General features: G+C 69.0%; 11 protein-coding genes. 9 read left to right on the top strand and 2 right to left on the bottom strand.

The window, feature by feature from the left end; translation table 11 throughout:
• The first annotated feature begins 13 nt into the window (after positions 1-13).
• The 8 genes from O3I_RS32135 to gatB all read left to right on the top strand — a co-directional run bounded on the left by O3I_RS32135 (position 14) and on the right by gatB (position 9,841).
• Entirely contained in the window at positions 14-841 is an 828-nt protein-coding gene (locus O3I_RS32135) for a hypothetical protein (protein ID WP_014987195.1), read from the top strand.
• Between the two features lie 117 nt (positions 842-958).
• Positions 959-2,650 (top strand): serine/threonine-protein kinase, encoded by a 1,692-nt coding sequence (locus tag O3I_RS44585; RefSeq protein WP_014987194.1) that lies wholly within the window; start codon positions 959-961, stop codon positions 2,648-2,650.
• A gap of 100 nt (positions 2,651-2,750) precedes the next feature.
• Positions 2,751-3,785 (top strand): ATP-dependent 6-phosphofructokinase, encoded by a 1,035-nt coding sequence (locus O3I_RS32125; protein WP_014987193.1) that lies wholly within the window; start codon positions 2,751-2,753, stop codon positions 3,783-3,785.
• 81 nt (positions 3,786-3,866) lie between these two features.
• Positions 3,867-4,310, top strand: coding sequence for a hypothetical protein (locus O3I_RS32120; RefSeq protein WP_014987192.1), 444 nt, complete (start codon positions 3,867-3,869; stop codon positions 4,308-4,310).
• 48 nt (positions 4,311-4,358) lie between these two features.
• Positions 4,359-5,492 (top strand): MAB_1171c family putative transporter, encoded by a 1,134-nt coding sequence (locus O3I_RS32115; protein WP_141691641.1) that lies wholly within the window; start codon positions 4,359-4,361, stop codon positions 5,490-5,492.
• A gap of 106 nt (positions 5,493-5,598) precedes the next feature.
• Positions 5,599-6,765: an MAB_1171c family putative transporter gene (locus O3I_RS32110; protein ID WP_014987190.1), complete on the top strand. Its 1,167-nt coding sequence runs from the start codon at positions 5,599-5,601 to the stop codon at positions 6,763-6,765.
• A gap of 54 nt (positions 6,766-6,819) precedes the next feature.
• Complete coding sequence (locus tag O3I_RS32105; protein ID WP_014987189.1) at positions 6,820-8,202, top strand: alpha/beta hydrolase family protein; 1,383 nt, start codon at positions 6,820-6,822, stop codon at positions 8,200-8,202.
• Positions 8,203-8,335: 133 nt separating this feature from the next.
• Complete coding sequence (gene gatB / locus O3I_RS32100) at positions 8,336-9,841, top strand: Asp-tRNA(Asn)/Glu-tRNA(Gln) amidotransferase subunit GatB (RefSeq protein ID WP_014987188.1); 1,506 nt, start codon at positions 8,336-8,338, stop codon at positions 9,839-9,841.
• 58 nt (positions 9,842-9,899) lie between these two features.
• Here gatB and O3I_RS32095 read toward each other — a convergent pair whose 3' ends face one another.
• Positions 9,900-11,003 carry a PQQ-dependent sugar dehydrogenase gene (locus O3I_RS32095; RefSeq protein WP_041563002.1) on the bottom strand — a complete coding sequence of 368 codons (1,104 nt, stop codon included), beginning with the start codon at positions 11,001-11,003 and terminating at the stop codon, positions 9,900-9,902.
• 177 nt (positions 11,004-11,180) lie between these two features.
• On the opposite strand from O3I_RS32095, the gene O3I_RS32090 reads away from it, so the two are divergent.
• A complete protein-coding gene (locus O3I_RS32090) occupies positions 11,181-12,041 on the top strand; it encodes a DoxX family protein (RefSeq protein WP_014987186.1) in 861 nt (286 codons plus the stop codon).
• A 60-nt stretch (positions 12,042-12,101) separates the two neighbouring features.
• Here O3I_RS32090 and ilvD read toward each other — a convergent pair whose 3' ends face one another.
• Positions 12,102-13,943 (bottom strand): dihydroxy-acid dehydratase, encoded by a 1,842-nt coding sequence (gene ilvD / locus O3I_RS32085; protein WP_014987185.1) that lies wholly within the window; start codon positions 13,941-13,943, stop codon positions 12,102-12,104.
• Positions 13,944-14,210 lie beyond the last annotated feature (267 nt).

Here is a 14,210-nt window from a genome sequence, read left to right as displayed (position 1 = left end):
CGCGGTATTAGCCATGCTCTTGGTGTCCGGCTGCGGCACCGGTGCGGAGCAGTCGGCGTCCGAGCAGACCAGCATCACCGAGGCCGCCTCGCACGCGGATCAAAAGGGCCTGTCGATCACCGTGCCCGGCACGCTGGCGGCCGGGGTCGCCGAGCTGCAGGCCGGGGTCCGCGGGCATCTGGGCTTGGCGATCATGCCGGTGGGCGGCGACCAGGTGGTCAGCTTCGGCGACTGGAGCACCGGGCCCGCCTGGTCGACCATGAAGGTGCCGTTGACGATCGCCGCGCTGCGCCGCGATTCCAGCAGCTCCAATTACGCTGCCTCGGCGGCGATCACGGCCTCCGACAACGCCGCCGCCGACACGCTCTGGCAGTCGCTCGGCAGCGGCCAGGACGCGGCGCAGGCCGTGCAGTCGGTGTTGCGGGAGGGTGGGGACAGCAAGACCACCGTGCCCGCCACCCGGTCCCGGCCCGAGCATTCGGCATTCGGTCAGGCGGATTGGTCGCTCACCGAACAGGTCCGCTTCGCCTCCCGGCTGCCCTGCCTGCCCGCGACCGCGAACGTCATCGACCTGATGGAGCAGGTGCAGCCGAGCCAGCGCTGGGGCCTCGGCGCCTTCTCCGGCGCGGAGTTCAAAGGTGGCTGGGGCCCGGACCCGAAGGGTGCGTATCTGGTCCGGCAGTTCGGGGTGATCTCGGCGCCGTCCGGGCGGATCGCCGTCGCGTTCGCCGCGCAGGCGGATTCGGGCGCCTTCTCCGACGGCATGACGATCCTGGACAAGCTGGCCACGCTCATTTCCCAGCACATCGACGAGCTGTCCGGCGGCACGTGTCCGGCCTGATCCGGCGCACTTGACCGGGTAACGGCGACACCCGAAAATCCCGACGTATCGGATGTGGGCCCCGCAGGGCCTACGGTTGTGGTGCGCCGGGTCGCGCGCGTGAGTGGAGGTAACGGGGTGGACGGACCGCGGACGCGGATCGGCACGGTTTTCGGTCCTTACCAGTTGCGTTCCTTGCTGGGCCGCGGCGGCATGGGCGAGGTGTACGAGGCCTACGACACGGTGAAGGACCGAGTGGTCGCGGTCAAACTGCTGCCCACCGACCTTGCGAAGGATCCCGTCTTCCAGCAGCGGTTCCGGCGGGAATCGCAGGCGGCCGCGCGGCTGGCCGAACCGCACGTCATCCCGATCCACGACTGGGGCGAGATCGACGGCGTGCTCTACATCGACATGCGCCTGGTGCGCGGGCACGACCTGCGATCGGTCCTGCGCGGCGAGGGACCGCTGTCGCCGGCCCGTGCGATCGGCATCCTCGAGCAGATCGCGTCGGCGCTGGATGCCGCGCACGCCGAAGGACTGGTGCACCGCGACGTCAAGCCCGCCAACATTCTGGTCACCGCCTCGGAATTCGCCTACCTCGCCGACTTCGGCATCGCCCGGTCCGCGCAGGACCCCGACATGACCGGCACCGGCGCCGCCGCGATCGGTTCGTACAGCTACATCGCGCCGGAACGTTTCGAGAACGGGCCGGTCACCGGAACCGCCGACGTCTACTCGCTGGCCTGCGTCCTGTACGAATGCCTCACCGGCACACAGCCTTTCCAAGCCGACGCGATGAGTGTGCTGATCCGGTCCCATCTTTCGACGCCGCCGCCGCGACCGAGCCTGGTGCGCGCGGGCGTGCCCGCCGCGCTGGACGAGGTGGTCGTGCGCGGCATGGCGAAGAAACCCGCCGACCGCTACTCGACTGCGGGCGGCTTGGCGTCGGCCGCGAAATCGGCGCTCACCGGACGCGCGGTGGTCGCGATCTCGCAGCTGCCGACCGACCGGATGAACCTGGTCTCGCCCAAAGCGCCGCCGACGGTGGTGTTCCCGGCTGTTTCCCCGGACGACTCGAACCCGAACGCCTTACCGACCGACGCGATCGCGCGGCCGCCGGACGGGCGCGCACCGGTGGACACCGGCCCGAGGCGACCCGACCCGGGACGGAGCTTCGTCGGCCCACCCGCGCATCGCACCGACCCGCCCAGTCATACCGATCTGCCCAGCCGCACCGATCCATCCCGCCGCACCGGTCTGCCGCGGGAGCCGCTGCGGACCGACTCCGGTCGTAACGAACAGCGCCAGGGCACGGGGGTCCAGCGGGCCCCAGGCCTCGGCAGCAGCCGGGTCTACCGCGCGGATGTCGAGCCGAATATCGAACAGCGACAAGCCGATTCGGTCAGCAAGCCGGAGACACCGGCCGAAGCCGAGGGGCGATCCCGTTCAGGCAAGCCGAAATTGATCGCCGCCTTCGTGATCGTCGCACTCGCGCTGATCGGTGTCGGCGGCTGGTTGCTGCGGGAAAAGTTCACGCCGGACCCGGTCACCCCGACCCTCGCACCGGTGCCCGCCAACGCCAAAGGGTGTGCGACGAAGTATCCACCCATGGGTCGCTTCACCTACTCCGCCATCGGCACCTCGGCCACCACCTGCGACTTCGCGGAAGAGGTGCGCAAGGCGTACGGCACCGGCCCGGACACCGACGGCACCCGTCCGGTCGCCGCGTTCAGTCCCGCCACCCAGCAGGACTACACGATGGAGTGCGTCACGCGCGACGGCCTGGTCACCTGTATCGGCGGGGCGAACGCGATCGTCTACATCTACTGAAAGCGCGCAGCCGCCGTCAGGCCGGGTCCGCGCACGCTGTTACGCAGGGTTTATGGGGGTCGACCTGCCGCGCGTGGCCGAGCCGGGCAAGATAGCGGCCATGCGCATCGGAGTTTTGACCGGAGGCGGCGACTGCCCTGGACTGAACGCGGTCATCCGTGCTGTCGTTCGCACCGCGAACGGCCGCTACGGCGACGCGATCGTCGGCTTCGAGGACGGTTGGCGTGGTCTATTGGAGGATCGCAAGATTCAGATCCACAACGACGATCGCACCGATCGGTTGCTCGCCAAGGGCGGCACCATCCTCGGCACCGCTCGCACCAATCCCGACGTCCTGCGCGCCGGTCTCGGCCGGATCAAGCGCACCCTCGACGACAACGGCATCGACGCGTTGATCCCGATCGGCGGCGAGGGCACGCTCACCGCGGCCAGCTGGCTGTCCGACGAAGGCGTGCCGGTGGTCGGCGTGCCCAAGACCATCGACAACGACATCGACTGCACCGACGTGACTTTCGGCCACGACACCGCGCTGAGCATCGCCAGCGAGGCGATCGACCGGCTGCATACCACCGCGGAATCGCATCAGCGCGTGATGCTGGTCGAGGTGATGGGCCGGCACGCGGGCTGGATCGCGGTGAACGCGGGCATGGCGGCCGGCGCACACCTGACGCTGGTGCCCGAGGTGCCGTTCGACGTGGACCAGGTGTGCACCATGATCAAGCGCCGTTTCCAGCGCGGTGACAAGCATTTCATCTGCGTCGTCGCCGAAGGTTCGCATCCCGCCGAGGATTCCGGCTTCACGCTGCGCGCGGGCGGGATCGACGAGTTCGGGCACGAACGGTTCACCGGTGTCGCCCAGCAACTCGGCGCGGAGATCGAACGCCGCATCGGCAAAGAGGTACGGACCACCGTGCTCGGTCACGTGCAGCGCGGCGGCAGCCCGACGCCCTACGACCGCGTCCTCGCCACCCGCTTCGGCCTGCACGCCGCGGAGGCGGTGCACGCCGGTCAGTTCGGTCAGATGGTCGCCCTGCACGGCAGCACCATCGAACTCGTCCCGCTCTCCGAGGCCACCAAACAGCTCAAGCGGGTTCCGTCCGAGCGCTACCAGGAAGCCGAGGCGTTCTTCGGCTGATCCGGCCCTGCCGATCCGCTGTGTCCCGGGGCTACAGCGGATCGGCGCCTGACCGTGAACAGCCGAGTTACCCTGGCTGGCATGGCCGACCTTGCTGTGCACGACCTGCCCGACGCCGCCCGGACCGTCCTGCGCCGCCGCGCCGCCGCCGCCGGTCTCCCGCTGACCATCTACCTGCGGGCGGAGCTGATCGCGCTCGCCGAGCGTCGCAGCTCCGACGACACTGTCGTCGAGTTCCTCGAATCCGAGGGCCGCGACCTCACGCCCGAGATCGATGCGGCCGCCGTCGCACTCGTGGACACCTATGACCTGCCCGCCGCCACGCTGGCCACCTTCGGCCGCCGCGCCCACGCCGCCGACCTCCCGCTCGGCGCCTACGTGCGCCGCGCCCTCATCGTCTCGGCCCGCCGCGCCACCGTCGACGACGCGATACTCGAATTTCGCGAACTCCAAGACGAGAACCCAGCTCTCGACTTCGACTTGGCCGCGCTCGCCGACTCCGTCCGCTACGCGCGGGGCGAGTAACGGTCGTTCGCTGACGCGGTTGCGCGGCGCAGGTCAGGAGTTCGGTCGTTGGGGTCGCCGGTACCCGGGTCCGTCGCATGGTGGGTGATCGGCTATGTCGCGGCGGTCGGCGCGGCCAGGCTGGTCTTTGCCGCGGAAACGATGAGCGATCGGCTGATCAACTGGTTGATCGGGTGGACGCTGGCCGGTCTGCTGCTGTACCGATGTACGCCGACACCCGATATCGCCAGTCTGCCGAATCAGCTCGCGCTGGGCTGCATCGTCATGACCGGCATGTATCTCTACGGGCTGAGCCGGTTGTGGGAGACCGAAGCGGGGCCGGCCGAGACGCGTTGGCGCCAGCGCGTTTACAACAGCGTCGCGGTGCTGTCGACGGTGGTGATCGTGCTGGCCGGTCCGGTGGCGGCGCGCGCGGGACGGCTGAGCGATCAGACGATCAACTGGGGCGGCATCGTCGTGTGGACGGCGTTCGCCCTGCCGCAGGCGGCGGCCTCGGTGGTGCTGGTCCGGTTGTCCGTCCGGGAACTGCGGCGCGGCACGCTCGGCACCTTCGTGCAGGTGGTCTGCTGTTCGATCGTCGTCGCGTGCCTGCCGTTCTGGGTCGAGCAGCAGCTCCCGTGGCTGCGGTCGGCGTTCGGGTGGGATGTGGCGTATCCGCATATCGCGCGGGTGGAGTTCCTGTTCACGTTCGATACCGCGCTCGTCGTCGCGACCTTGTTCGTGGTCCCGGTGCTCGGCCGGTTGCCCGGGCTGGTGGGCTGGGATCGCGACGGCCGCATCTGCCGCCGCTTGCGGCCGCTGTGGCACGCGGTCACCGCCGCCGTTCCCGAGATCGTCATGGACCCGGCCACCAGCGGACAGCGCAGCGGCGACTCCACCGCGCGCCTGGTACGCATGACCGTCGAAATCCGCGACGCCCTCTTGCATCTCGGCCCCTACCTCGCCGCCACCGATCCCGCGTCACCCCTGCGAAACACACCTGATCAGCAGCTACGCGACTATGCGACCCGTCTCCAGCAGGCCGCGCACGCCCGCCGCACCGGCCGCACCCCACCCGCCTCCGGCCCTGTCCCGCAACCCTTCCCGACCGCCCAAGACTTCGACACCGATACTCCGCCACCTACTCGACCTCGCCCGCGTCTGGCCTGCGTCGACCCCCGCCCGCCCCCGCAGGACGGTTGATTGATAAGTCCTGCGGGCGCTACCGCGCGTCCCGGAGTGTTCATCCTGTCGACTCGACGAGGGCCTGCGGCTATTCTGCTGCGCGGGGAGAGCAGGAGGGGATCCGTTGGCACCGCCGGTTCCAGGTTTCGTGCTGTGGTCGGCGATCGGTTATGTCGGGTTCGTTGCCGCGGCGCGGCTGTTGTTCGTGCGGGCCTCCACGGTCGACCGGCTGGTCAACTGCTTGCCGCTGTGCGGCCTGGTGGGCTTGCTGCTCTATCGATTCGCGCCGACGCCGGATATCTCCGAGGTCATGACTCAGCTCGCGCTGGGCTGTGTCGTCCTGCTCGGGATGTTCCTCTACGGTCTGGGTCGGCTGTGGGAATCCGACACGGATTCGGAGCTGACCTGGCGCAGGCAACGGATCTACTGCACGGTCGCGGCCGCGGCGACAGCGGTGTTCCTGGTGGCGGGGCCGTCGGCCGGTGCCGTCGGCCGGCTCGCCGATCAGCAGCTCAACTGGGGCGGAATCGCGGTCTGGGCGGCGTTCGGCATTCCCCAGTTGGGGACGGCTCTGCTGATGTTTCGCCTGTGCCGGCACGAACTCGTCAGTGCGCGAACGCGGCCGTCGACGAAAGTCCTCTGCCTCTTCATACTTTTCGCGCTGGTGCCGTTCGGTGCCGATTTGGTGCTCGGTGCGGGCGAGATAGCGCTGGGCTGGGATGTGCCGTATCCCCATATCGTTCGAGTAGAGATCATCTTCGTCTGTACCGCCGTGCTCACCTCGACACTCGCGGGGACCCGGATGATCGATTCCCTGCTCGCATACGCCGAATGGGATCGAGACGGGCGCATCTGCCGTCGGCTGCGGCCGCTGTGGCGAGACGTCACCGCGGCTGTGCCGGAAATCGTGCTGGCTCCGGACCCGGCCGACGGCTCCGATGGCACCGCCCGGCTCCTTCGCACCATGGTCGAGATACGCGATGCGCTGCTGCATCTTTCGCCCTACCTACCGCCCGTCGAAACCGCTGACGAGGGGTCGCCGTCGGATTGTGCGATGAGCGGCTACGCACTCCGGCTCGCGATGGCGGTCCGTTCGCGGCAGTTGGGTTTCGCACCGCTGAATACCGGTCCCGTGCCGCAGGTCCTACTCGCCGCTCAGGATTTCGACACCGAACTCCGTCAGGCGTTGACCCTGGCACGCGTATGGCCCGCCGCGCGTGCAGCGGTGGACGGTATGGCGTCCGGCGCGCAAAATTCAGTCGTCGGTACTGCGGGCACTCGCCGTTTCTGATATCCCCAAACCGTTCCGGCGGACCTCCTGATTTCGCTCTGTACTGTTGATCTCATGCGCACCGGGCGAGTTGTCGCGTTGGCTCTGTTCGTCATTGCCGTGTTGGTCGCGGGGTGTTCGCGGTCGGATTCGAACCCACCGGAACCGACTACGGGCGACTGGCGTGGGGCGATCGAGATACCCGGGCAGCCGGTCGAGGTCGGGGTGACGTTCACCGACAAGGGCACGGCCACCATCGACATCCCGAAGCAGGGCATGTCGGCGGTCGAGTTGAAGGAGGTGCGCTCCGATCGCAACGGGGTGTCCTGGGCGATCCCCGACGTGCCCGGCGAGCCGAAGTTCCAGGGCATCTACGACAAGGGCGCCGACCGGATCAACGGCGACTTCGTCCAGGGCGGACAGACTTTCAAGCTGTCGTTGCAGCGCGGCAAGATCGCCCCGCTGGCCCGGCCGCAGACCCCGCAGCCGCCGTTCCCGTACAAGTCCGAGGACGTCACCTACCGCAACGGCGATATCACCATCGCGGGCACGCTGACCAAGCCGGAAGGCAACGGCAAGTTCCCCGCCGTCCTCATGATCACCGGCAGCGGCCCGCAGAACCGTGACGAAGAACTGTTCGGGCACAAGCCTTTCCTGGTGATCGCGGACAGCCTGACCAAGGCGGGCTACGCGGTGCTGCGCACCGATGACCGTGGCGTCGGCGGCACGAGCGGCAAACTGGACGACGCGAACTACACCGATCTCGCTGACGACGCCGCGGCGGGCGTCGCCTTCCTGCGCGGCCGTCCGGACATCGACCCGGCGCGGGTCGGCCTGTTCGGGCACAGCGAGGGCGGCTATCTCGCCCCGCTGGTCGCCGCCCGTCCGGACAGCGGCGTCGCCTTCGTCATCGCGATGGCCGGACCCGCCGTGAGCGGCGCGGACGTGCTGATCGAGCAGACCAAGCTGATCGGCACCGCGAACGGCACGCCCGCCGACGAGCTGGACAAGTCGGTGCGCCAGACCACGGAGATCTCGGCGCTGCTGAAGGCCGGTGACATCGCGGGCGCGAAGGCGTTGGCGCGCAAGCAGAACGCCGAGTCCCCGCCCGACCAGCGGGCGACCGACGAGCAGATCGACGCCAGCATGACCACGTACTTCGCGGCTTTGATCGCCTACGACCCGGCCCCGGCGCTGCAGGCGCTGCGCATGCCGGTGCTGGCGTTCTACGGCGGCAAGGATCTCCAGGTACCGCCCGCACAGAGCGAAGGGCCGATGCGCGCGAACCTCGCCAATGACCCGGACGCGACGGTCCACGTGTTCCCCGGCCTGAACCACCTGATGCAACCCACCCAGACCGGCAATCCCAAGGAATACGTCGACATCGAGACCAGCGTCGCACCCGAGGTGCTCACCTACGTCACGGCCTGGTTGACCCAGCGCATCCCGCCGAAGTAGGCGGGGTGTGAGCCCGTGCGATCGGGTTCGAGGGTTTACATAGACTGTCTGCCATGAGTGAGCGCAGCGAGCGAAAAATGGGCACAGCCACCGGTGCGGTCATGCCGGAGCTGAGCGTCAGCGAGGCGCAGGCATGAGTGCACCCACAGTCGACTTGATGGACTATTCGGATGTCATCGCCCGGTTCGAGCCGGTGCTTGGCATGGAGGTTCACGTCGAGCTGTCCACCGCGACCAAGATGTTCTGCGGTTGCCCGACCGAATTCGGTGCCGAGCCGAACACCCAGGTGTGCCCGGTGTGCCTCGGTCTGCCCGGCTCGCTGCCGGTGGTGAACGAGAAGGCCGTCGAATCGGCCATCCGCATCGGGCTCGCGCTGAACTGTTCGATCACGCCGTGGGGCCGGTTCGCGCGCAAGAACTACTTCTACCCCGACCAGCCGAAGAACTACCAGATCAGCCAGTACGACGAGCCGATCGCCACGAACGGTCACCTCGACGTGGTGCTCGATGACGGCAGCACGTTCCGGGTGGAGATCGAGCGTGCGCACATGGAGGAGGACACCGGCAAGTCGACCCATGTCGGCGGTGCCACGGGCCGCATCCACGGTGCCAGCCACTCGCTGCTCGACTACAACCGCGCGGGTGTGCCGCTGATCGAGATCGTCACCAAGCCGATCACCGGTGCGGGGGAGCGGGCGCCGGAGGTGGCGCGCGCCTATGTGACCGCGCTGCGTGAGGTGCTCAAATCGCTGGACGTGTCCGACGTCAAGATGGAGCAGGGTTCGCTGCGCTGCGACGCCAACGTCTCGCTGATGGCTGTCGGCGCAACGGAATTCGGTACCCGCACCGAGACCAAGAACGTCAACTCGCTCAAGAGTGTCGAGGTCGCGGTGCGCTTCGAGATGCGCAGGCAGGCCGCGGTGCTGGCCGGCGGCGGCAGCATCGTGCAGGAGACCAGGCATTTCCACGAGACCGACGGCACCACCTCGCCGGGCCGGGTCAAGGAGACCGCCGAGGACTACCGCTACTTCCCCGAACCGGATCTGGAACCCGTTGCGCCCGCGGCGGAATGGGTGGAACAGCTGCGCGGCACCATTCCGGAGTACCCCTGGTTGCGCCGGGCCCGGATCCAAGCCGACTGGGGCCTGTCGGACGAGGTGATGCGCGATCTCGTGAACGCGGGCGCGCTCGATCTGATCATCGCCACCGTCGACGCGGGCGCTCCGGCCAATGAGGCCCGCTCCTGGTGGGTCGCCTACCTGACCGAAAAGGCCAAGGAGCGTGAGGTTTCGCTGGAGGACCTGCCGATCACCCCGGCCCAGGTCGCCGCGGTGATCAATCTGGTCGAGGCGAAGACGGTGAACAACAAGGTGGCCAAGCAGGTCGTCGACTTCGTGCTGGCGGGCGAGGGCGATCCGGCGCAGATCGTCGAGGCCAAGGGCTTGGGCATGGTCAGCGACGACAGCGCGCTGCAGGCCGAGGTGGAGAAGGCGCTTGCCGCGAACCCCGATATCGCCGAGAAGATCCGCTCCGGCAAGGTGCAGGCCGCGGGCAAGATCGTCGGCGATGTCATGAAGGCCACCCGTGGTCAGGCCGATGCCGCGCGGGTGCGCGAACTCGTCATCGCCGCTTGCAGCTGAGTGACAACACGAATCAGGGGCCGACTCCGCGGAGTCGGCCCCTGATTCGTGTCTGCGGCTAGTCCGGGCCGCCGCCACCCGCCTGCGGCGGCGGAATGCGTACCACCCGATCGTCATTCGGCCCCGGTTGGCCGTCGGTCTTGTTCACCGTGCCGACCCAGATGGTGCCGTCGGGCCCGACCGCCGCGCCACCGAGCTGTCCGTACTTGTCCTGCGCGAGCATGGTGGGGGCGGCGGTGACGGCGTGCGTGTTCGGGTCGGCGGCCGCGATGGCCAGCGCCTTGCCCTTGGTCAGCGAGATCGCCACGCCATCGGTGGCGGCGGCGCAGCCCGCGACGCCGGGACGGTCGGGCCAGGTCCACGCGGTGGTGACGCTGCCGTCGCCGCCGAGCCGTTGCAGCCGGTCCTCGACGGCGGTGCGGTCGGTGATCCAGACGCTGTCCTTGCTGTCCCGGCAGATATCGCCCGCGATCCCGATGCCCGACAGGGCGACCTCGGCGTTGGCGCCGGGCGCGGGCGAGTTCACCCGCAGCAGCTTGCCCGCCAGCGAGGCCGGTGAACTGGCCGCGCCGGGATTGCCCGCGTCGCCGGTGAGCACCAGCATCTGGCCGGGCGTGGCGAACTCGATGGCGCCGTGATTTCCGCTCGGCCCCTTCGGGATTCCGGTCAGGATGTCCTTGGGCGGTCCGCCGCCCTCGGCGATCCGCACCACCCGGTTGTCGCTCGCCGTGGTGATGTAGGCGTAGATCAGCCCGTCCTCGTGGAAGGTGGGGGAGAGCACGATATCGCTCAGGCCGCCGTCGCTGGAACCGTCCACGTCCACCCGGGCGAATTCGGTGGTCGGCGTCTCGGGGGCGACCTTGAGGATGCGTCCGGTGCGGCGCTCGGCGACCAGTGCGCCGTCGCCGAGCGCGACCAGGCCGCCGGTGGTGTCCAGGCAGGTGGCCACCACGGCCGGATCCGGGTCGATGCACGGACCGCTGGGGCGGGTGGTCGAGGTGGGCGGCTGCGACGGCTTCTTCGGGTCGATGTTCGCGCCGTGCAGCGTCGGCTCGGGAGTGAACGGGCTCGACGCCGAATCATCGAACCGCGCGCATCCGGTCACCAGCGCGGACCCCACCGCCACGGTCACCGCGACGCGACCAATGCCAACCAACCTCATAGCTCAGACGTTACGGAAATCTTCTCGCCCGCGCCCCTCCGCCCCACCTTTGCGCCCGGGTATTTCGTACCGGGGCGCACCGCCCGGCAGCGGACGCGCGGCTGTTGCCCGTGACACAGCGTCTCGCGCGCCGTGTTCGGGGCCTGTTCCGGGGGAGCGCGGCTTAAGGTATTGGCCGTGACCGACAAGTCGAAAGACACTTCCGAATCCTCGGCGGCCCAGGGTGCGACGCCGTCCACGGCCGAGCAGTCGGCGGTGTCGTCCACCGGTCGGGGCGTCAGCAGCCCCTTCGATTCGCCGACCGAGCAGTTCCCGAAGCTGACCAAGGACGTGCCGCGCACGGACGACGAACTCGGCCTCGACCCCGGTCCCGATGTGCCGGCCGTCGGTGCGGACGGCCTGTCGGCGGACCCCCCGACCTACGCCTACGCGAGCATCCCGCCCGCCGCGAACCCGCCGGGCGACACCGCCCGATTGCGTCGCCGCAACCGCGAAACCCAGCGCGGCACCTTGGATTTCGGCTTGTTCCTGCTGCGCCTGGTGGTCGGCGGCACGTTCATCTATCACGGCCTGCAGAAGCTGACCGGCTGGTTCCACGGCCCCGGCCTGGACGGCACCCGCGACATGATGGCCAACGGCGGCTGGGATCACCCCACCCTGTCGGCCATCCTGGTCACGGTCGGCGAGCTCGGCGGCGGTGTGCTGCTCGTGCTCGGCCTGGCCACGCCGTTCGCCGCGGGCGCCCTGCTCGCCGTCATCCTCGACGCATGGGCCTGGAAGCAGGGCATGATCCCTGGCTTCCAGTACAAGGCCGGCGTACAGACCGGCGTCGAAATGGAGAGCATCCTCGTCGGCGCCACCGCCGTTCTCGTGCTCACCGGTCCGGGCCGGTGGGCGCTCGATCGCAACCGCGGCTGGGCCACCCGCCCGTTCGCTGGCTCCTTCGTGGTGCTCGTCTTGGCCATCGTCGCCGCCGTACTCGCCTACTGGTATCTGCACGGCGGCAACCCGCTGACCGGAATCGGTCCCTTCGACTGATCCCACCGCGAAACGACGATGGCGCCCTCCATGGAGGGCGCCATCGCTGTTCTCGAGGGCTTACGGCACGTAGCGGACCGCGCCTTTGTCGGCCGAGGTGGCGAGCGCGGCGTAGGCGCGCAGCGCCGTGGTGACCTGTCGGTCGCGGTTCACCGGCTGCCAAGGGCGTTCGGCGGCTTCCATTTTGGCGCGGCGCTCGGCCAGCACGGCGTCGTCCACCAGCACCTCGAGCGTCCGGGTGCTGACGTCGATGCGGATCTGGTCGCCGTTCTCGATCAGGCCGATGGTGCCGCCGCTGGCCGCCTCGGGGGAGATGTGGCCGATGGACAGGCCCGAGGTGCCGCCGGAGAAACGACCGTCGGTGATCAGCGCGCACTGCTTGCCCAGACCCGCGCCCTTGAGGAATGCGGTGGGGTGCAACATCTCCTGCATGCCGGGCCCGCCCGCGGGACCTTCGTAGCGGACGACGAGCACGTCACCCGGCTTGATCGTCTTGTCGAGGATCACCGAGACCGCCTCCTCCTGGGATTCCACGACGAGCGCGGGCCCCTGGAAGGTGAACAGTTCCTCATCGATGCCCGCGGTCTTGAGCACGGCGCCGTCGGGAGCGACGTTGCCGCGCAACACGACCAGGCCGCCCTCCTTCGTGTACGCGTGCTCGATATCGCGGATGCAGCCGCCCGCGGCATCGGTGTCGAGCGAGGACCAGCGATTCGCGGTGGAGAACGGTTCGGTCGTGCGCACACCGCCGGGTGCGGCATGGAACAGCTCGAGCGCCTCGTCGGAAGCCTTGCCGGAGCGGATGTCCCAGGTGTCGAGCCACTCGTCGAAGCTGGCCGAGTGCACCGTGCGCACGTCGGTTTCGAGCAGTCCGGCGCGGCGCAGTTCGCCGAGGATGGCGGGGATGCCACCGGCCCGGTGCACGTCTTCCATGTGGTAGTCGGAGTTGGGTGACACCTTGGACAGGGTCGGCACCCGGCGACTGGTCTCCTCGATGGTGTGCAGATCGAAGTCGATCTCACCTTCCTGCGCGGCGGCCAGCGTGTGCAGCACCGTGTTGGTGGAGCCGCCCATCGCGACATCGAGCGCCATCGCGTTGCGGAAAGCCTTGGCATCGGCCACGTTCCGCGGCAGCACCGACGCGTCGTCATCGCGGTACCAGCGGTTGGCGATATCGACGATCACGGTGCCCGCCCGCTCGAACAGCGCCCGGCGCGCTTCGTGGGTGGCCAGCGTGGAACCGTTGCCCGGCAACGCGAGTCCCAGCGCCTCGGTGAGGCAGTTCATCGAGTTCGCGGTGAACATGCCCGAGCACGACCCGCAGGTCGGACAGGCGGACCGTTCGACCTCGGACAAACCTTCTTCGGACACAGCCTGATTCGCGCTCGCGGAGATCGCGGTGATCAGGTCGGTCGGTGCCTGCGCGACGCCGCCGACCACAACGGCCTTGCCCGCCTCCATCGGCCCGCCGGAGACGAACACCGCCGGAATGTTCAGCCGCATAGCGGCATTCAGCATGCCCGGGGTGATCTTGTCGCAGTTGGAGATGCACACCAGTGCGTCGGCGGTGTGCGCGTTCGCCATGTATTCCACGGAGTCGGCGATGATTTCGCGCGAGGGCAGCGAGTAGAGCATGCCGCCGTGGCCCATCGCGATGCCGTCGTCGACGGCGATAGTGTGGAATTCGCGGGGCACACCGCCTGCGGCCCGTACCGCCTCGGCGACGATCTCGCCGACGTTCTTCAGGTGCACGTGGCCGGGCACGAACTGGGTGTAGGAGTTCGCGATGGCGATGATCGGCTTGCCGAAATCGGTGTCGGTCATGCCGGTGGCGCGCCAGAGCGCGCGGGCGCCTGCGGCATTGCGGCCGACGGTGGTGGTGCGTGAACGAAGCGGTGGCATAGAGGGTCCTCGGTCTGGTCGCGGGGGCTGCGGTGCGACGGGCGCGGAGCTTGGCTCCGCGGCCGTTTCACGGTACTCCCGCGTGGAGGTGGGCTTACCGCCGGTCGGGCGCGGCTCGTGGCCGTCGGCCTGGTCCGTGCCAGGTGGTGCGGTGTCGTGGGTCGCCGCGAGTGGTGGTCGTCGGCGCTGACGGTGTCGCCGGAGGTGCCGGCCCGTCGGGCTCGCGGGGTGCGCGCCGGGACGGATCCGCCCGACGCGGTGACCGCA

The organism is Nocardia brasiliensis ATCC 700358, from assembly GCF_000250675.2.
GTDB lineage: Bacteria > Actinomycetota > Actinomycetes > Mycobacteriales > Mycobacteriaceae > Nocardia > Nocardia brasiliensis_B.
Note: the sequence above shows the minus strand (reverse complement) of the source record. Positions and strands in the feature narration are given on the sequence as shown.